The 19421-nt window shown below is 61.6% G+C and carries 16 protein-coding genes and 1 pseudogene; 8 read left to right on the forward strand and 9 right to left on the reverse strand.

The annotated features are described in order from the left end of the window. Positions 1-164 precede the first annotated feature (164 nt). Together JTY93_RS20565 and JTY93_RS20570 are read right to left on the reverse strand one after the other, a co-directional pair. Positions 165-914, reverse strand: a complete 750-nt coding sequence (locus tag JTY93_RS20565) for an enoyl-CoA hydratase-related protein (protein ID WP_205476878.1) — start codon at positions 912-914, stop codon at positions 165-167. 28 nt (positions 915-942) lie between these two features. Further along, on the reverse strand, positions 943-1875 hold the full coding sequence (locus JTY93_RS20570; protein ID WP_205476879.1) for an iron-sulfur-binding ferredoxin reductase: 933 nt from the start codon (positions 1873-1875) through the stop codon (positions 943-945). Between the two features lie 300 nt (positions 1876-2175). Between JTY93_RS20570 and JTY93_RS20575 the strand changes: the two genes are divergently transcribed. From JTY93_RS20575 to JTY93_RS20590, 4 genes are all read left to right on the forward strand, one after another. Next, on the forward strand, positions 2176-3699 hold the full coding sequence (locus tag JTY93_RS20575; protein ID WP_070994445.1) for a fumarate hydratase: 1524 nt from the start codon (positions 2176-2178) through the stop codon (positions 3697-3699). 252 nt (positions 3700-3951) lie between these two features. Beyond that, positions 3952-5718, forward strand: coding sequence for a two-component system sensor histidine kinase MifS (gene mifS, locus JTY93_RS20580; RefSeq protein ID WP_205476880.1), 1767 nt, complete (start codon positions 3952-3954; stop codon positions 5716-5718). Then, positions 5712-7046, forward strand: coding sequence for a two-component system response regulator MifR (gene mifR / locus JTY93_RS20585; protein ID WP_205476881.1), 1335 nt, complete (start codon positions 5712-5714; stop codon positions 7044-7046). The genes mifS and mifR overlap by 7 nt, the downstream gene beginning before the upstream one ends. A 214-nt stretch (positions 7047-7260) precedes the next feature. Continuing rightward, positions 7261-8580, forward strand: a complete 1320-nt coding sequence (locus JTY93_RS20590) for an MFS transporter (RefSeq protein WP_029295432.1) — start codon at positions 7261-7263, stop codon at positions 8578-8580. A 65-nt stretch (positions 8581-8645) separates the two neighbouring features. Here the strand turns inward: JTY93_RS20590 and JTY93_RS20595 are convergent, their stop codons facing one another. After that, positions 8646-9401 carry a COG4705 family protein gene (locus JTY93_RS20595; protein ID WP_205476882.1) on the reverse strand — a complete coding sequence of 252 codons (756 nt, stop codon included), beginning with the start codon at positions 9399-9401 and terminating at the stop codon, positions 8646-8648. 187 nt (positions 9402-9588) lie between these two features. On the opposite strand from JTY93_RS20595, the gene JTY93_RS20600 reads away from it, so the two are divergent. Next, positions 9589-10221, forward strand: coding sequence for a flavin reductase family protein (locus JTY93_RS20600; RefSeq protein WP_205476883.1), 633 nt, complete (start codon positions 9589-9591; stop codon positions 10219-10221). Between the two features lie 163 nt (positions 10222-10384). Here the strand turns inward: JTY93_RS20600 and JTY93_RS20605 are convergent, their stop codons facing one another. Further along, a complete protein-coding gene (locus JTY93_RS20605; RefSeq protein ID WP_205476884.1) occupies positions 10385-10666 on the reverse strand; it encodes a hypothetical protein in 282 nt (93 codons plus the stop codon). Between the two features lie 8 nt (positions 10667-10674). Next, positions 10675-11016: an antibiotic biosynthesis monooxygenase family protein gene (locus JTY93_RS20610; RefSeq protein ID WP_024077189.1), complete on the reverse strand. Its 342-nt coding sequence runs from the start codon at positions 11014-11016 to the stop codon at positions 10675-10677. 327 nt (positions 11017-11343) lie between these two features. Here JTY93_RS20610 and JTY93_RS20615 point away from each other — a divergent pair, with 327 nt between their 5' ends. After that, a complete protein-coding gene (locus JTY93_RS20615; protein ID WP_205476885.1) occupies positions 11344-12273 on the forward strand; it encodes an AraC family transcriptional regulator in 930 nt (309 codons plus the stop codon). Positions 12274-12333: 60 nt separating this feature from the next. On the opposite strand, the gene JTY93_RS20620 is transcribed toward JTY93_RS20615, so the two are convergent. The 4 genes and pseudogenes from JTY93_RS20620 to edd form a co-directional block, all read right to left on the reverse strand. After that, positions 12334-13761: an ATP-binding protein gene (locus JTY93_RS20620; RefSeq protein WP_205476902.1), complete on the reverse strand. Its 1428-nt coding sequence runs from the start codon at positions 13759-13761 to the stop codon at positions 12334-12336. 16 nt (positions 13762-13777) lie between these two features. Further along, positions 13778-14509: a response regulator gene (locus JTY93_RS20625; protein ID WP_169993744.1), complete on the reverse strand. Its 732-nt coding sequence runs from the start codon at positions 14507-14509 to the stop codon at positions 13778-13780. 138 nt (positions 14510-14647) lie between these two features. Further along, positions 14648-15605 (reverse strand): annotated as a pseudogene (locus JTY93_RS20630) (glucokinase). Further along, positions 15602-17428: a phosphogluconate dehydratase gene (gene edd / locus JTY93_RS20635; RefSeq protein WP_146492553.1), complete on the reverse strand. Its 1827-nt coding sequence runs from the start codon at positions 17426-17428 to the stop codon at positions 15602-15604. Before edd ends, JTY93_RS20630 begins: the two are co-directional and overlap by 4 nt. A gap of 221 nt (positions 17429-17649) precedes the next feature. Here edd and gap point away from each other — a divergent pair, with 221 nt between their 5' ends. Then, positions 17650-18651 (forward strand): type I glyceraldehyde-3-phosphate dehydrogenase, encoded by a 1002-nt coding sequence (gene gap, locus JTY93_RS20640; protein ID WP_029295415.1) that lies wholly within the window; start codon positions 17650-17652, stop codon positions 18649-18651. 217 nt (positions 18652-18868) lie between these two features. After that, a complete protein-coding gene (locus tag JTY93_RS20645; RefSeq protein ID WP_169954629.1) occupies positions 18869-19387 on the forward strand; it encodes an RNA polymerase sigma factor in 519 nt (172 codons plus the stop codon). Positions 19388-19421: the final 34 nt, after the last annotated feature.

The following is a 19421-nucleotide window of genomic DNA, read 5'->3' on the forward strand; positions in this document are numbered from 1 at the left end:
GGGCGATGCGGCGTTCCGACAAGCCCGCTCGCCACAACAGCCCTATCTGCTTGGCTTTATGCGATGCAGCAAAATTGTGTAGATACCTATGCTCATCGCGGGCAAGCCCGCACACACTTGAAATGCACTCCCATGTGGGAGCGGGCTTGCTCGCGAAAGCGTCATCAGCGCCGGGCAATAAACGCCGACAACGCCGCAATCGCCTCCGGTGACCTCAACCGCTGGGTAAACAATGCGCCCTCCTCCTCAATCACCTGGCGCAACTGTTCGCGGTCAACGCTCTTCATCAACTGCTTGCTGATCTGCACCGCGCCCGGCGCCAAGGTCTCGAAGCGTTCAGCTACCTCCCGCGCCTTGGCCAAGGCAGCTTCACCACTGTCCAGCGCTTGCGTGGCAATGCCCCACTGCGCAGCCTGCTCCCCACTGAACCCTTCGCCCAACAGCAGCAACTCAGCGGCTTTCGCATGCCCGAGCAAGCGCGGCAGGATCAGGCTGGAGCCAAATTCCGGGCACAGTCCCAAGTTGACGAACGGCATGCACAACCGGGCATCACGGCTGACATACACCAGGTCGCAATGCAGCAACAGCGTGGTACCAATGCCCACAGCAGCGCCGGCAACAGCGGCAATCACCGGTTTGCGGCAGTTCAGCAGGCTTTTCATAAAGAGGAACGGGGGGCTGTCCAGGTCCGTGGGCGGTTGCTGCAAGAAGTCGCCGATATCGTTGCCGGCGGTAAAACACGTATCGCTGCCTTGCAGCAGCACGGCATTGACCGTGCTGTCCGCATCGGCTTGCTCCAGCGCCGTCGCCAAGTGGTGGTACATGGCGCGAGTCAGGGCATTTTTCTTGTCGGGGCGGTTGAGCTGCAGGATCAGCAACCCACGGTCACGTTGCAGCAGGATGGCTTCAGTCATGGTGAGTCTCGCAGATAGACATCAGCGCTCAACCACGAGGCAGGAACACATCGGCCAGCAGTTGATTGCGCGGCAAGCCAGCCAGGAACAGGCGTTTGGAAAAGGCCTCGACACTGCTGGGGTGCCCGCAGAGTAAGGCCAGGGTTTGCCGGGAAACAAGCCGCAGTTGCGCCAAAGCGCCGGCCAACTGCGCCGCTGTCCATAGCTCGACGATGAGGTTTTCATGGCGGGCGGCAAGCTGGGCCAGGGGCTCGGCCAGATAATGGGCGTGCGTATCATGGGCCAGGTGAATCACGCGGATGGCGCCCTGGTGATCCTGGCGCAACGCTTCGCGCAATACCCCCCACAAAGGGCCCAGGCCCGTGCCGGAGGCCAGCAGCCACAGTGGCCGGGATTGCCAGTCGGGGTCGTAGTGCAACGCCCCGCCGCGCAATTCGCCCAGACGCAGTTGATCACCAGCCTGTAGCCGTCGGGCAAGATCGCTGAATTCGCCGGGCAGGCGGCAATCGAGATGGAACTCCAGGAACGGATCTTCCCCAGGCAAGCTGGCCAGGGAGTAAGGCCGCGCCACCGTACCCGCCCATAACACCAAATGCTGCCCGGCCCGGTAACGCAGGCCCCGCTCCGGTTGCAGGCGCAGACGCAGCACCGTCGGGTGCAACCAGTCCGCGCTCAGTACCGTGGCCGCCGTGCCGTCGCGCAATGGATCAAAGGCCTCAACCTGCACATCACCCGTGACCAGGCATTGGCAGGCCAGGCGCCAGCCATCCTGGCGCTGGGCCGGGCTCAGGGCGTCAGGTTGCTGGTCCTCGACCTCACCCCGGCAACGCACCAGACAGGCATGGCAACTGCCCGCCCGGCAGCTGTAGGGCACTGCCACCCCGGCCTGGTTCAAGGCATCCAGCAGATTGCTGCCGGTGGAGACCGACCAGTGGCGTGCGCCGACGTGCAGTTCAGGCATAAAACTCTTCAACTGTAGGAACGAGCTGGCTCGCGAATGTCGCTAACGATAACGCGGGCTGCCTGACGAAACCCACCAGATTCACGTTTTTTGCGAGCACGCTCGCTCCTACAACTCAATCGAGCCAGCCATTCGTGACCATCGTCGGGTGTATCGGCCACCGCACCGGGTTATACTGCCGCGCCTTTTTAGCGTCGCGCCAGCACTACCCGGCGTGCCTTGGAAAAGGTGGCTCCAGCGACCGATGCACCCATCTGAAGCCACCTTTATTGAATGTTCCCTTATAGAGGAGCGCGACTCATGACCGTGATCAAGCAAGACGACCTGATTCAGAGCGTTGCCGACGCCCTGCAATTCATTTCCTACTACCACCCCGTTGACTTCATCCAGGCGATGCACGAGGCCTACCTGCGCGAAGAATCGCCAGCTGCCCGTGACTCCATGGCCCAGATCCTGATCAACTCACGCATGTGTGCCACCGGCCACCGTCCGATCTGCCAGGACACCGGGATCGTTACCGTGTTCGTGCGCGTAGGCATGGATGTACGTTGGGATGGCGCCACCATGGGCCTGGACGACATGATCAACGAAGGCGTGCGTCGCGCCTACAACCTGCCGGAAAACGTCCTGCGGGCCTCGATCCTCGCCGACCCGGCAGGTAGCAGGAAGAACACCAAGGACAACACCCCAGCGGTGATCCACTACTCCATCGTCCCGGGTAACACCGTGGAAGTGGACGTGGCCGCCAAAGGCGGTGGTTCCGAGAACAAGTCGAAAATGGCCATGCTCAACCCGTCCGACTCGATCGTCGACTGGGTCCTCAAGACCGTTCCGACCATGGGCGCCGGCTGGTGCCCACCGGGCATGCTCGGCATCGGTATCGGCGGCACCGCCGAGAAAGCCGCCGTCATGGCCAAGGAAGTGTTGATGGAATCCATCGACATCCATGAGCTGAAAAAGCGCGGCCCCTCCAACCGTATCGAAGAGATGCGCCTGGAGCTGTTCGAAAAGGTCAACCAACTGGGGATCGGCGCCCAGGGCCTGGGTGGCCTGACCACCGTGCTCGACGTGAAGATAATGGATTACCCGACCCACGCCGCCTCGTTGCCGGTGTGCATGATCCCCAACTGCGCCGCCACCCGTCACGCACACTTCGTGCTCGACGGTTCGGGCCCGGCCTCGCTGGAAGCGCCGCCGCTGGACGCCTACCCGGAAATCGTCTGGGAAGCCGGCCCGTCGGCCCGCCGCGTCAACCTCGACACCCTGACCCCGGAAGACGTGCAGAGCTGGAAACCGGGCGAAACCGTGCTGCTCAACGGCAAGATGCTCACCGGTCGCGACGCGGCGCACAAGCGCATGGTCGAGATGCTGAACAAGGGTGAAACCCTGCCGGTGGATCTCAAGGGTCGCTTCATCTACTACGTCGGCCCGGTCGATCCGGTGCGCGAAGAAGTGGTTGGCCCGGCTGGCCCGACCACCGCTACGCGGATGGACAAGTTCACCCGCCAGATCCTCGAGCAGACTGGCCTGTTGGGCATGATCGGCAAATCCGAGCGCGGCCCGACCGCTATCGAAGCGATCAAGGACCACAAGGCTGTTTACCTGATGGCCGTAGGCGGCGCCGCCTACCTGGTGGCGCAAGCCATCAAGAAGTCGCGTGTGGTGGCCTTCGCCGAACTGGGCATGGAAGCGATCTACGAGTTCGACGTCAAAGACATGCCGGTCACTGTGGCTGTCGACAGCAACGGCGAGTCGGTCCACATCACTGGCCCTGCCATCTGGCAGAAAAAGATCAGTGAGAGCCTGGCGGTAGAAGTGCAGTAAGCACCTCCCTGCAAGGATAAAAGGCGACTGTGGCTCTATGCCGCAGTCGCCTTTTTTGTGTCTGGTGATTTTGTCGCAGCGAGCGGGCTTATGTGGGAGCGGGCTTGCCCGCGATGGCCTCACCTTGGTGTTACTGATACACCGAGGCGCCTGCATCGCGGGCAAGCCCGCTCCCACACAAGCCCGCTCGCCACAAGATCCAAGCGGCACATGTTATGGTGCTCGCCCCCTACTGCAGCTGTTCATTCTCGTATGATCGCGATCCCTCGCCCATTGCGTTTGACCTTCTACTCCCTGCTGATTATTGCCGGTGCCGTCTTGGCTGCCGCCGTCGCCATCCGCCAGGCCGAACGCCAGTCCCTGGTGGACGATGCCGGGCGTGCGAACCAGCAGTTGGCGCTGTATGCCAATTCCTTGCACACCCTGATCGAACGTTACCGCGCCCTGCCCGCCGTGCTGGCCCTGGACTCGGAAATGATCCGCGCCCTGAAAAGCCCGCTGGATCCGGCGACCCAGGAGGTGCTCAACCACAAACTGGAGCGCATCAACGGTGCCGCACAGTCTTCCACCCTGGAATTGATGGACCGTACCGGCCTGGCGGTGGCTGCCAGTAACTGGCACCTGCCCAGCAGTTATGTCGGCCACAACTATGCGTTTCGCCCCTACTTCAGCCAGACCCGCAGCCAGGGCACCGGGCGTTTTTATGCGGTGGGGGTGACCACCGGGATTCCGGGGTATTTCCTCTCCAGCGCCGTGGTGGATGAGCAGGATCAGTTCCTCGGCGCCATGGTAGTGAAGCTGGAGTTCCCGGAGTTGGAACGCGAATGGGCCCAGGGCGATGACCTGCTGCTGGTCAGCGATGCCCGGGGCATCGTGTTTATCGCCAATAAACCCGGGTGGCGCTACCGCAACCTGCGTGCGCTGTCGGCCAACGACCTGGCCGAACTCAAGGCCACGCGCCAATACGACAAGAAACAACTGCTGCCCCTGGATACCCAGACCTTGCAGCGCTTCGACGAAAACAGTCACCTGGTCCGCGTGGCCGGCCCCGAAGGCACCGCCAACTACATCTGGGAATCCCTGCCGCTCAAAGCTGAAGGCTGGACCCTGCACCTGCTGCGCAAACCCCAGGTGGCCTTTGAGGATCAGCGCAACGCTGGCCTCGCCGCCGCCGGCCTGTGGTTGGCGCTGGTGTTCCTGCTGTTGTTCCTGACCCAGCGCTGGCGCCTGGCCCGCTTGCGCCAACGCAGCCGCGAAGAACTGGAGCGCCTGGTGCAAGAACGTACCCAGGCCCTGCGCACCGCCCAGGATGGCCTGGTGCAATCGGCCAAGCTGGCGGCGCTGGGGCAGATGTCTGCGGCCCTGGCCCATGAAATCAACCAGCCGCTGACCACCCAGCGCATGCAACTGGCGACCTTGCGCCTGCTGCTCGATCACGGGCGCATCGACGACGCATACCAGGCGCTGACGCCATTGGACGATATGCTCACCCGCATGGCCGCCCTGACTGGCCATCTGAAAACCTTCGCCCGCAAAAGCCCCAGCGGCCTGCGCGAACGCCTGGACCTGGCGACCGTGGTCGATCAGTCCCTGCACTTGCTCGACGCCCGCCTGCGTGACGAAGCCGTCGCCACCGTGCTCGACCTGACCCGCCCGGCCTGGGTGCGCGGCGATGCCATTCGCCTGGAACAGGTGCTGATCAACCTGCTGCGCAATGCTCTGGACGCCATGTCCAACAAACCGCGCAAGCGCCTGGAAATCCGCCTGCACGCCGATCAACAACTGTGGCACCTGAGCGTCAGCGACAGCGGCGGCGGCATTGCCGAGGAGCACCTGAATAACGTGTTCGACCCGTTTTTCACCACCAAGCCGGTGGGTGACGGGCTCGGGCTTGGGCTGGCAGTGTCCTACGCTATCGTGCATGAACTGGGGGGGCGCCTGAGTGTTGCCAATCTGGGCGACGGCGCCGTATTCACCCTGACCCTGCCCATCGCACTGGAGGCGCCAGACCTATGCTGAACGCGGTGATCGTGGTTGATGACGAAGCCAGCATCCGCACGGCCGTGGAGCAGTGGCTGAACCTCTCGGGGTTCGAGGTGCAGTTGTTCAGCCGCGCCGAGGACTGCCTGGCGCAACTGCCCAGGGACTTTCCCGGGGTGATTCTCAGCGATGTGCGCATGCCGGGCCTCAGCGGCCTGGAGTTGCTAGCCGAGGTGCAACGGCGCGATGCCGGCTTGCCGGTGATCCTGCTGACCGGCCACGGTGACGTGCCGATGGCCGTCGAAGCGATGCGCGACGGCGCCTACGACTTTCTGGAAAAACCCTTCAGCCCCGACGCCCTGCTCGCCAGCCTGCGCCGGGCTCTGGACAAGCGCGGGCTGATCCTGGAAAACCGCCGCCTGCACCAACAGGCCGATCATCGGGCCAAGCTGGAGTCGAGCCTGCTGGGGGTGTCCCGCAGCCTGCAGACACTGCGCCGCCAGGTCCTGGATTTGGCGGCCCTGCCGGTCAACGTGCTGATCCGTGGCGAGACCGGCAGCGGCAAGGAACTGGTCGCTCGCTGCCTGCATGACTTCGGGCCACGGGCAAAAAAACCTTTTGTCGCGCTCAACTGCGCCGCGATTCCCGAGCAACTGTTTGAAGCCGAGTTGTTCGGCCATGAAAGCGGCGCCTTCACCGGCGCCCAGGGCAAGCGCATCGGCAAACTGGAGTACGCCAACGGCGGTACGTTGTTTCTCGACGAGATCGAAAGCATGCCCCTGGCCCAGCAGGTGAAACTGCTGCGGGTATTGCAGGAGCAGACACTCGAGCGCCTGGGCTCGAACCAGAGCATCAAGGTCGACCTGCGCATCATTGCCGCGACCAAGCCCGACCTGCTGGACGAAGCCCGTGCCGGCCGTTTCCGTGAGGACCTGGCCTACCGCCTGACCGTGGCGCAACTGCGCCTGCCGCCACTGCGCGAACGCCGCGAAGATATCCCGCTGCTGTTCGAACACTTTGCCCAGAGCGCCGCCGAACGCCTGGGCCGTGAAGCCGCACCACTCAGCGGGCCGCAACTGGGGCGACTGCTCAGCCATGACTGGCCGGGCAACGTGCGCGAACTGGCCAACGTTGCCGAACGCCAGGTGCTGGGTCTGGGCGAGCCGGAACCGGAAGGTATCGAGGCAGGGCAATCTCTGGCGGCGCAGCAGGAAGCCTTTGAGGCTCACTGCCTGAAAGGCGCGTTGACCCGACACAAGGGCGATATCAAAGCGGTGCTGGCCGAGCTGCAACTGCCAAGGCGTACGTTCAATGAGAAGATGCAGCGCCATGGGCTGACCCGGGAAATGTTTATGTCGATGGACTGAGGGGGCTGCTGAGGGCCTCATCGCTGCGACAAGGACAGTCGCCATAAGCGGATTTCCGCTCACCACCCAAAAATAATCAGCGGCTTTCCGCTCAAAAAAATCCCCCACCCCTTCTAGACCGGGCCTCACCCGGCTTGGCACAGCTCCTGCTATAGCTTGCGCCAGGCTGCGCTGATGCGCGCTCCACAAAAACAATGACATGAAGGATCCTTCAATGGATAACTCCAACTCCCTGCCTCTGGGGTCGGCCGCCGTGCCGGCAAAAGAACGCACCACCTCCAGCCGGATCAAGTCGATCTTCAGCGGATCGGTCGGCAACATGGTCGAGTGGTACGACTGGTACGTCTACGCGGCCTTCTCGCTGTACTTCGCAAAAACCTTCTTCCCGAAGGGCGACACCACGGCCCAACTGCTCAATACCGCTGCGATCTTCGCCGTGGGCTTCCTGATGCGCCCGATCGGCGGCTGGTTGATGGGCCTGTACGCTGACAAAGTCGGGCGTAAAAAAGCCCTGATGGCCTCGGTCTACCTGATGTGCTTCGGCTCATTGCTGATTGCCCTGAGCCCGGGCTATGAAATCATCGGTATCGGCGCGCCGATCCTGCTGGTATTTGCCCGTTTGCTGCAGGGCCTGTCGGTCGGCGGCGAATACGGCACCTCCGCCACTTACCTCAGCGAGATGGCGACCAAGGAACGTCGTGGTTTCTACTCCAGCTTCCAGTACGTGACCCTGATCTCTGGCCAGCTCATCGCCCTGGCCGTATTGATCGTGCTGCAACAATTGCTCACCACCGAAGAACTGTATGCCTGGGGCTGGCGTATCCCGTTCGCCATCGGCGCCCTGTGTGCGGTGGTGGCGCTGTACCTGCGACGCGGCATGGAAGAAACCGAATCGTTCACCAAGAAGGAAAAAGCCAAGGAAAGCGCCATGCGCACCTTGATGCGCCATCCCAAGGAACTGATGACCGTGGTCGGCCTGACCATGGGCGGCACCCTGGCCTTCTACACCTACACCACCTACATGCAGAAGTACCTGGTGAACACCGTCGGCATGAGCATCTCCGACTCCACCACTATTTCTGCGGCCACGCTGTTCCTGTTCATGTGCCTGCAACCGATTGTCGGCGGCCTGTCGGACAAGGTCGGTCGCAGGCCGATCCTGATCGCATTCGGCATCCTCGGGACGCTGTTCACCGTGCCGATCCTCACCACCCTGCACACCGTCCAGACCTGGTGGGGCGCGTTCTTCCTGATCATGGCGGCGCTGATCATCGTCAGCGGCTACACCTCGATCAACGCCGTGGTGAAAGCCGAACTGTTCCCGACCGAAATCCGCGCACTGGGTGTAGGCCTGCCTTACGCACTGACCGTGTCGATCTTCGGCGGCACCGCCGAATACATCGCACTGTGGTTCAAGAGCATCGGCATGGAAACCGGCTACTACTGGTACGTGACCGCGTGTATTGCCGTGTCGCTGCTGGTCTACATCACCATGAAAGACACCCGCAAGCATTCGCGGATTACCACGGACTGACCGTTCGCCAGGTATAGAAAAGGGGCCATGTCATGCAATGACATGGCCCCTTTTTTCATCCTCTATCAGGACAGCTCAGCCAGCGGCTGGCGGTTGTCCCGGCGCTGTACATACCAAGCACCGGCGATCATCACCAGCAACACCGCCGCCAGCACCGCAGACGAGCCCACCGTGCCAAAGTCCAGGCCGCCCTTTTCATGGGGTTTGGTCAGGAAGTCGCCGAGGGTCGCGCCAAAGGGCCGGGTCAAGACAAACGCTATCCAGAACAACACCACCGACGAAACCGTCGTGCAGTACTTGAGCGCCACCACCAGCAAGATGCTTGCGCCGATCAACATGGCGCCGCCGGCAAAGCCTAAGCCCGAGTCGTCGGCCAGGAAGTCACCCAACGCCGTGCCCAAAGTGTTGGAGAGCAGGATCGCGATCCAGTAGAACAGCTCGCCACGCGGGGTCTGCACCTTGTTCACGTTCAGCGAATTGCCGCTCAAGTGCCAAACGGCGAAGACCATCAACAACAGCACAATCAGGATCATTGAGCCGGAGGCGTACCCCAGACCCAGGGTACGGTCCATAAAATCGGACATGGTGGTGCCCGCCGTGCTCGTCGATAGAATCACGATCCAGTACAGCACCGGGTTGTAGGTTTTCGACCATAACTGCGTCAGCAACGTGATCAGGAACACGCTGAGCAGGATCATCGAACTGATGGCATAGCCGACGCTCAGAGTCATCGACAACAAGTCCCCAGCGGTTTCGCCAAGGGTGGTCGCACAGATCTTCATGACCCAGAACGCCAGGGTAATCTGAGGAAGTTTGTTCATTGTGCAGAAGGCTCCAGAGTTCAGTCTCTAAAGGCCGACTCATGGGGGGGGGTATCGACCTGGCGTGCAGACTGGCCGTACAGCTGTGAAAAATAGGTGGGCGCTGGATGAAAATTCCATATGCTCGCTAGAAATCCTGCCGTTGGGCCTGCACTATTGTGCTTTTCCCGCCGCAGGAACCCCGTCCATGCCCGACGACATCCATTTCTATGAACCCGCCAACGGCCACGGCCTGCCCCATGACCCGTTCAACGCCATCGTCGGCCCACGGCCCATTGGCTGGATTTCGTCCCAGGACAACGAAGGCCGCCTGAACCTGGCGCCCTACAGTTTTTTCAACGCCTTCAACTACATTCCACCGATCATTGGTTTTTCCAGCGTCGGGCGCAAAGACAGCCTGAACAACATTGAGCAGACCGGCGAATTTGTCTGGAACCTGGCCACGCGTCCACTGGCCGAGCAGATGAACCAGAGCTGCGCCGCCGTGTCCCCCGAGGTCAACGAGTTTGAACTGGCCGGGCTGACGCCGGTGGCGTCCAAGGTGATTGCCGTGCCCCGAGTGGGCGAAAGCCCGGTGTCGTTCGAGTGCAAGGTGACGCAGATCATTCAGCTGCAACGGGCCGATAAGGAGCTGGTGCCTAGCTGGCTGGTGCTCGGCGAAGTGGTCGCGGTGCATATCGCCAAGTGGCTGCTCAAGGATGGGGTGTACGACACCGCCGCTGCCGAGCCGATTCTGCGGGGCGGCGGGCCGGCGGATTACTTCCAGTTGGGGCCGCAAGCGCTGTTCAAGATGTACCGCCCAGGCGCTAACAAACCCTGATTGGATGGAATGCAATTAAAAATGTGGGAGCGGGCTTGTGTGGGAGCGGGCTTGCCCGCGAAAGCGGTGGATCAGTACCAAATTGGTTGGCTGACACAACGCTTTCGCGAGCAAGCCCGCTCCCACACAGAACCCGCTCCCACATTTGGATTTGCGGTGTTCTTTAGCTTGTTGCGGTCGCCCAGGCCAGTTGGCCCTCTTCATCGATATCGATCAAGCGCTCCAGTTGCTGGGCCGCTGCATCGTCAGCGTCGTCGGCAGTCTTGAACAGTTGGCCATCAAGGATCTTGTGAAAGCGCGGTGCGCTCATACCATCCAGTGCCTTGACGGCGATGGCGGCGCTATAGCCCCCTTGGTCTTCACGCACCAGGGCGGAAACAGCTTCGTGGTGGGCAAACTCTTTACGTGCCATGTTGCAGGTCCTGGCCAATGGAAAGTCGGCCATTCTAAACCCTAACCGGCCAATTGCAGGTACTCGCCATAGGCATTGGCGGCGGATGCGTCGGTGAAGGTCTGGAAGTCCATGCTGCGCACGACCATGTCATTCAACAGCTCGGTAAACAACATCAGCGCCGGCGAGCTGAAGTAGGCGCTCATCGCCTGTTCGCTGCTCCAGAAGCCTGAGACCAGCCATACATCGGGGTCAACCTGGGAGTGCTGCAACGAGAATTGCAGGCAACCCTGAGCCTGGCGGCCCGGTTCGATCAAACTGCTCAAGCGTGCACCCAGTTCGGTGCTGCACCCGCTGCGGGCGCGGATAAAGGCCATATGGCTCGCGGGAATGGGGGTGGACATGTTCGACTCTCCCGTTGAGAAGTGATGCTCGGCAAGCACTGTGGAGGCGTGCTGCCACACGGTCAAAGATACGGGCGCGAGCCTCTGCGCGGTTAGTCGATTCCTGCCGGCTTATTGCACAATCCTGCCAGAAACCTAGAGAGACGCTGTGGCGCCAGGCTTTATTTCATGGACAGGCGCCTTGTTTCAGGGAGATGACAGGCCGTGCGCTTGCCTGATTCAAGACGCGCCGCAGGATCAGGCAAGGATTGTGCAGAATCGACCTAACACCACTGGAACAGGCACCGCTAAGCTGTGCCCATCAAAGAAGCATGCAGAGGACGCCCCATGTCGTCGCCCGAACAGCAGTCCATTCCCCTCGATGCCGAGATGGAAAAACAGCGCGCCGAGCTGGCCGGTATCGTGCGCAGGCATACCTGGGAGGACGGTTCCTACGGCACGGCGATCACCTCGTTGTACCTGAACCGCCACAACACGCCGCGCGACTTCATGCCAGTGCTGGTGGAGCCCGCCCTGTGCATCCTCGCCAACGGCAGCAAAGAGGTGCGCCTGGCCGACGAAATCTTTGCCTACGACCCACTCAACTACCTGGTGTTCTCGGTCGCGATGCCGGTGGCCGGGCGGATCATCGATGCCACGCCCGAAGACCCCAACCTGTCAGTGCGGATCAATATCGACCCGGCGCAGTTGACCGCGTTGATTGCCGAAGCCGGCCCGATGGGCGTGCCTACGCGCCCGACATCGCGCGGGATGTATGTCGACCGGATCGACACCCAACTGCTCGATGCGGTACTGCGCCTGGCACGCCTGCTGGATACGCCCAAAGACATCGCGATGTTGGCGCCGTTGATCAATCGCGAAATTCTCTACCGCCTGCTGCGTGGGCCACAGGGTTATCGCCTGTACGAAATTGCCGTAGCCAATAGTCAGAGCCATCGGGTCAGCCGTGCGATCACCTGGTTGAACGGAAACTACGAACAACCGCTGCGCATCGACGACCTGGCCAAGGAAGTGAATCTGAGCGTGTCGACCCTGCACCACCGCTTCAAGGCGATCACCGCCATGAGCCCGCTGCAATACCAGAAACAGCTGCGCCTGCAGGAAGCACGGCGACTGATGATCGCCGAAGGCCTGGAGGCCTCGGCGGCGGGATATCGGGTGGGGTATGAAAGCCCGTCGCAGTTCAGCCGGGAATACAGCCGGTTGTTTGGCGCGCCGCCTTTGCGCGACTTGGCCAGGCTACGCCAAAGCATCTGACCCACCGCGTAACCCTGTAGGAGCTGGCTTGCCAGCTCCTACAGGGTTACGCGGTGTTGTTTAGTCCTGGGATCGGGGCAGTTGCAAGGTCACCCGCAGGCCACCTTCACGTAAATTCTGCAGGCTGACTTCGCCGCCATGGCTGTGGGCGATATTGCGGGCAATCCCCAGCCCCAGGCCATAGCCCTGCTGCTGCCCGGCCAGGCGAAAGTGCGGTTCGAACACCTGCTCCAAACGCTGCTCCGGCACACCTGGCCCCTCGTCATCCACGTGCAGGATGAACTGCGCACCATCGTCTTCGATACGCAGGTGAGCGTTCTGCCCGTACTTCAGGGCGTTATCGATCAGGTTGCCAATGCAGCGCTTGAGCGCCAGGGGCTTGCCCGGATAGGCCGTCAACGCCCGACCGTGCTGGGTCACGCGCCCATTGCCATTGGGTGCCAGGTACGGCTCCACCAGGCAGTCGAGCACATGATTGAGGTCCACCGGCTCGATGTTCTCGTGGATATCCGTGTCCTTGACGCACTGCAACGCGCCCTTGACCAGCAGCTCCAGCTCATCCAGGTCACGGCCAAACTTGGCTTGCAGCTTTTCATCTTCCAGCAGTTCCACGCGCAGCCGCAGGCGTGTGATCGGGGTGCGCAGGTCGTGGGAAATTGCGCTGAACAACTGGCTGCGTTCGGTCAGGTAGCGGCTGATCCGCTCGCGCATGGCATTGAACGCACGGCCCACTTCCACCACTTCGCTGCCGCCACCTTCGGCCACCGGCTCCACGTCGGCGCCCAGGGACAGGTCCCGCGCCGCCCGCGCCAGGCGCTTGAGCGGCCGGCTCTGCCAATGCACCAGCAGACCGATAAACAGCAGCAGGAAGCCACTGGTCAGCACGATAAACCACACCTGTTGGGAGGGCAGGCCCTGTTCTTCGAGGCTGGTGTAGGGTTCGGGCAGCAACGAGGCGATATACAGCCACTCGCCGGCGCCCAATTCGATCTGCGTCACCAGCACCGGCGGGTTGACCGGCTCAAGCGTCAGGGCGTAATGCGCCCAGGAACGTGGCAGCTCATCGAGCTTGAGCCCGGCATTGAAAATGCGCAGGTCTTGGGCACTGACAAACTCCACCGAAAAATGCACGTCACCGCCCAGGGTCTGGCGTAGCACTTCATCCACGGCACCGAGCACCGCCTGTTTGCGCGGGGTTTGCGGCAAGATCTGCATATCCAGCGGCTTGTCGTTGAGCGTCACGACAAAGCGCGTACCGCCCATGCTGCGCAGTTGGTCAAGCACCAACGGCCGATAAGCCACCGGCAGCGAGCGGAAATAGCTGACGCTGGCAGTCATCGAGTGGGCCAGGCTACGGGCGCTAGTGACCAGGCCTTCAAGCTGGGTAGCGCGCAACTGCGACACCCAGATCACGCTGGATAAGGCCTGGGCAAACAGCACCGCCAACAGGGTCAGCAGCAACATGCGCCCCAGCAATGAGCGCGGCACCGGAATGCGCCGGCGCTCAGTGGGCATTGCTGGCAACCACACTGGCCGCCAGTTGGTAACCGCTGCCACGCACGGTGCGGATCAACCGTGGAGGTTTCTCGGTATCGCGTAGGCGTTGTCGCAGGCGGCTGACAGCCATATCGACAATTCGGTCGAGGGGCATCAGGTCGCGGCCACGGGTGGCGTTGCCGATGGTGTCGCGATCAAGAATTTGCTGCGGATGATCAAGGAACAGCTTGAGCAGGGCAAAGTCGGCGCCGGACAGGATGACTTCCTCACCATCGAGGTGAAACAGCCGATGACTGACCATATCCAGCCGCCACTCATCGAACACCAGCACATCGCCACCGGTACGCTCCTGGCCAAACTGGCAGCGGCGCAACAGGGCCTTGATGCGGGCCTGCAACTCTCGCGGGCTGAAGGGTTTGCCGATGTAATCGTCGGCGCCCAGCTCCAGGCCGATAACCCGGTCGGCTTCGTCGGAACTGGCAGTGAGCATGATGATCGGCACCTGGGCCTGGCGCGGGTGCTGGCGTACCCAGCGGCAGAGGCTGAAGCCGTCTTCGTCGGGCAGCATCACGTCGAGGATCACCAGGTCGCACGGGGCCGCGTCCATGGCCTGGCGAAACCCTGCACCATTGGGCACGCCCCGCACCTGGAAGCCGGCGCGACTGAGGTAGGTTTGCAGCAACTCGCGGATTTCCTCGTCGTCATCGACGAGGAGAATGGATTTACTGATTACGCTCACGGGGGCCTCCTTGTTGTTATGGGCCAAGCCTTGAAGCATGGGTTGTTCTCAGGGGCCTCATCGCGGGCAAGCCCGCTCCTACAGTTGGAATGCATTGTCCTGTGGGAGCGGGCTTGCCCGCGATGAGGCCATCACTGCCTACGCAAATGCCTGCTCCAGTGCCACACCCGCCCCGGTCAACCCGGAATACGGCGCCGTCACCAACCACACCGGGATACCCTTGAAGTAGTCGCTCATGCAGCCTTTGTCAGCAAAGCTCTTGGCAAAGCCACTGTTGATAAAGAAATCGGCAAACCGTGGGATCACCCCACCCACGATATACACACCGCCCCGGGCCCCCGTGGTCAGCACGTTATTGCCGGCCACCCGGCCCAGCCAGATGCTGAACTGATCCAGGACCTCCAGCGCCACCGGATCGCCCGCCAGGCCCGCCGCCGTGATTGCCTCCGGGGTTTCCAGTACGGCCGGGTGACCGTCCACCGCACAGATCGCCCGGTACAAACGTGGCAAACCGGCGCCGCTCAAGGCGGTTTCAGCACTGACATGCCCGATCTCGTTGTAGATGTGCTGCCACAACTGGGTTTCCCGTGGGCTGCTCAAGGGCAGGTCGACATGCCCGCCCTCCCCCCGGCAACGCAGCCCAACGGCCAGCGCCCAGGTCGAGCAAGGTGCCCACGCCCAAGCCCGTTCCAGGGCCAATCACCACCGCCGGGCGCCATGGCTCCGGGGTGCCTGCGCACACAACGCGATACTCATCGGGTTGCAGGCGGGTCATGCCCAGGGCCATGGCCGAGAAGTCATTGACCAGCAGTAGCTCGTCCACTTGCAGGGCCTTGCAGAATGCGGCCTTGCTCAGGCGCCAGTGGTTGTTGGTGAACTTGAACTCATCACCGCTTACCGGCCCGGCGACCGACAGGCACACCGCACCTATGGAGCCCGGCTCCAAGCCTTCCTCGGCGAGGTAGACCTTGATCGCATCCTCGGGGCTGGCGTGATCCGCCGTGGCCAGCACTCGGATCGAATGCAGTGCCTGGTCCCGCCACAACGCAAACCGGGCGTTGGTACCGCCAATATCACCCACCAGCGCAAGCTTCACTTAAGTGTCTCCAGGGCAGAGGTAAAGGCGCTGGCGCCCTGCTCTGCGGAGCTTGCGGCCAGGCGCATAAATGCAAACAGCTCGCGACCGGCCCCCACGTTATTGCCCAACAGGCCCGTGGCAGGCGCGCGCGCTGCAAATTCTTCGGCGTCCACCTTAAGCTCCAGGGTGCCTTTGACGCCATCGACGCGAATGATATCGCCATCCCGGACCCGCGCCAGCGCCCCACCGCGTTGGGCTTCGGGGCTGACGTGAATCGCGGCAGGGATTTTACCCGAGGCGCCGGACATGCGCCCGTCTGTCACCAATGCCACCTTGAAGCCACGGTCTTGGAGCACGCCGAGGAACGGCGTCATCTTGTGCAATTCCGGCATGCCATTAGAGCGCGGGCCCTGGAAGCGCATCACGGCGACGAAATCCTTCTCCAACTGGCCGGCCTTGAACGCATCGGCCAGGTCCTGCTGGTCCTGGAACACTACCGCCGGCGCTTCGACGATTTGATGTTCGAGGGCCACCGCCGAGACTTTCATCACCCCACGGCCGAGGTTGCCTTGCATCACACGCAAGCCACCTTCGGGGGAGAACGCGCGGGCTACCGGGCGCAGGATGGTTTCGTCGAGGCTTTCGATCGGGCCTTCGCGCCAGACCAGTTCACCGTCCACCAGGAAGGGCTCGCGGGTGTAGCGGCTCAGGCCATGGCCGGCGACGGTGTTGACGTCTTCGTGGAGCAGCCCGGCTTCCAGCAGCTCGCGGATCAGGAACGACATGCCGCCCGCTGCCTGGAAGTGGTTGATGTCAGCCTTGCCGTTCGGATAGACGTGGGACAGGGTCGGCACCACTTCCGAGAGGTCGGCCATGTCCTGCCAGGTAAGAATGATGCCCGCCGCCATGGCGATCGCCGGCATATGCAGGGTGTGGTTGGTCGAACCGCCGGTGGCGTTGAGGGCGACGATGGAGTTGACCAGGGATTTTTCGTCGACGATCTCGCCAATCGGCGTGAAGTTGCCATTGGCCTTGGTCAAGCGCGTGACCTGGTGCGCAGCTTCACGGGTCAGCGCATCGCGCAGCGGCGTGTATGGGTTGACGAACGAGGCGCCCGGCAAGTGCAGGCCCATGACTTCCATCAGCAACTGATTGGTATTGGCGGTGCCGTAGAAGGTGCAGGTGCCGGGGCTGTGGTAGGACTTCATCTCCGATTCCAGCAGCTCTTCGCGGCTGGCCTTGCCTTCGGCATAGCGCTGGCGCACATCGGCTTTCTGCTTGTTGGAGATCCCCGACGGCATCGGCCCACCGGGCACGAAGATCATCGGCAGGTGGCCATAACGCAGGGCCCCCATCATCAGGCCCGGAACGATCTTGTCGCAGATCCCCAGCATTAGCGCGGCGTCAAACATGTTGTGGGACAGCGCTACCGCCGTGGACATGGCAATCACTTCGCGGCTCAGCAGGCTCAGCTCCATACCGGGCTCGCCTTGGGTCACGCCGTCGCACATGGCCGGAGTGCCACCGGCGAACTGGCCGACCGAGCCAACCTCGCGCAGGGCTTTCTTGATCTGTTCCGGGAAGTGTTCGTAGGGCTGGTGCGCCGAGAGCATGTCGTTATATGACGAAACAATTGCCACGTTGGCGGCATTCATCATTCGCAGACTGTTTTTGTCTTCGGTGCCGCATCCGGCCACGCCGTGGGCAAAGTTGGCGCATTGCAGCTTGCCGCGCATCGGCCCGTCGCTGGCCGCGCCGCGAATCAGCGCAAGGTACGCCTCACGGGTTGCCCGGCTGCGGGCGATAAGGCGTTCGGTGACCTCAAGTACGCGGGGATGCATGTGTAGAACTCCAGGCTAACGGATGTGGCGACCTGAGTGTCTATGCTGGTCAAAAGCCCGCCGCGAAGAGGTTGGCAGGAAGTTACTTGACCAATCGGACCAGTTGATTCAGGTCACTCGTTGTAGATTGAACAAAATATTGCCACTAAAAAGGCTTGTTTTCTATTTTTATGCGAATAATCTTGTAATTCTTACAACAAATCGACGACAGGCGCTTTCAAATGACTCTTCGAATTGCAATCAATGGTTTTGGCCGCATTGGCCGCAACGTCCTGCGCGCACTTTATACCCAAGGCTACCGCCAGGATTTGCAGATCGTCGCCATCAATGATCTGGGCGACAGTTCGATCAATGCCCATCTGCTCAAATACGACACCGTCCATGGCACTTTCGATGCAGAGGTCGCCCACGATCAGGAAAGCCTGACCGTCAATGGCGACCGGATTGCCGTGAGTGCCATTCGCAACCCCGCCGACCTGCCGTGGGCTGCGCACAAGATCGACGTGGTGTTCGAATGCACCGGTCTGTTCACCGACCGTGACAAAGCTGCCGCCCATATTAGCGCCGGTGCGCGCAAGGTGATCATCTCTGCCCCGGCCAAAGGCGCGGATGCGACCGTGGTCTACGGGGTAAACCATGACATTTTGCGTCAATCTCACCAGATCATCTCCAATGCGTCCTGCACCACCAACTGCCTGGCGCCGGTCGCTCAGGTGCTGCATCGCGAACTGGGTATCGAAAGTGGCCTGATGACTACCATTCATGCCTACACCAATGACCAAAACCTGACCGACGTCTACCACACCGACCCGTACCGCGCCCGTTCGGCCACGCAGAACATGATCCCAAGCAAGACCGGCGCCGCCGAAGCGGTGGGCCTGGTGCTACCGGAGCTGGCAGGCAAGCTGACCGGCATGGCGGTGCGGGTGCCGGTGATCAACGTGTCGCTGGTGGACCTGACCGTGCAATTGAAAAAAGAAGCCACGGCCGATGAGGTCAACGCGCTGCTTAAAGAAGCCAGCCAACACTCGAAAATCCTCGGTTACAACACCTTGCCGCTGGTTTCCAGTGACTTCAACCATAACCCGCTGTCGTCGATCTTCGATGCCAACCACACCAAGTCCAGCGGCAAGCTGCTCAAGGTATTGGCTTGGTACGACAACGAATGGGGCTTCTCCAACCGTATGCTGGATAACTGCCTGGCGCTGTGTAACGCCGAATAACCCCACTGAAAACCTGATCGACCCGATCACTGTAGGAGCGAGCTTGCTCGCGAGAAACGCAAAGGCGCCACGCTCATTCAGGATGCCAGCGTTATCGTTGATGATCTTCGCGAGCAAGCTCGCTCCTACAGGGTTGAGCAGATTGCAGCAAAGTGATACTTGCCATTTGCGTTGATGATAAGCATTATCATTAACTGCCAATCGGTCCGGTACCACTGTGAGCCTATCCCGCTTCAATCAAGTCTTCCTCACCCAACGGGTGGTGCTACTGCGCACCTTGCAGCGGATGGTGAACAACCACAGCACCGCCGAGGACCTGTTGCAGGAAACCTACCTGCGCGTGACGCGGGCCCTCAGCGAACGACCGATTGATCACCTCGAACCCTTCGTGTTCCAGACTGCGCGCAACCTGGCTCTGGATCATCTGCGCTCGCGTCGGATTCAGTCCCGCACCTTGCAGGAAGATGTTCCGATGGACGTCCTGCAAAGCGTCGCCTCCCCGGTCACCACTCCTGAAGATGCCGCCCACGCCGAGCAACTGCTGGAGCACCTGAGCGTCAGCCTTGGGCAGTTGAGCGCTCGCCAGCAGCAGATCTTTATCCTCAGCCGCCTGCACGGCTGCAGCTATCAGGAGATCGCCGATCAGTTGCAGGTGTCGTTGAGCACCGTGCAAAAGGAACTGAAGTTGATCATGGCCATCTGCATAGGTGTGGCCGAACGACTCGATCACCCTTAAGCTTTGTCGGGACACGCCGACAGAAAAGTCGCAA

The sequence above is a fragment of the Pseudomonas hygromyciniae genome (assembly GCF_016925675.1).
GTDB lineage: Bacteria > Pseudomonadota > Gammaproteobacteria > Pseudomonadales > Pseudomonadaceae > Aquipseudomonas > Aquipseudomonas hygromyciniae.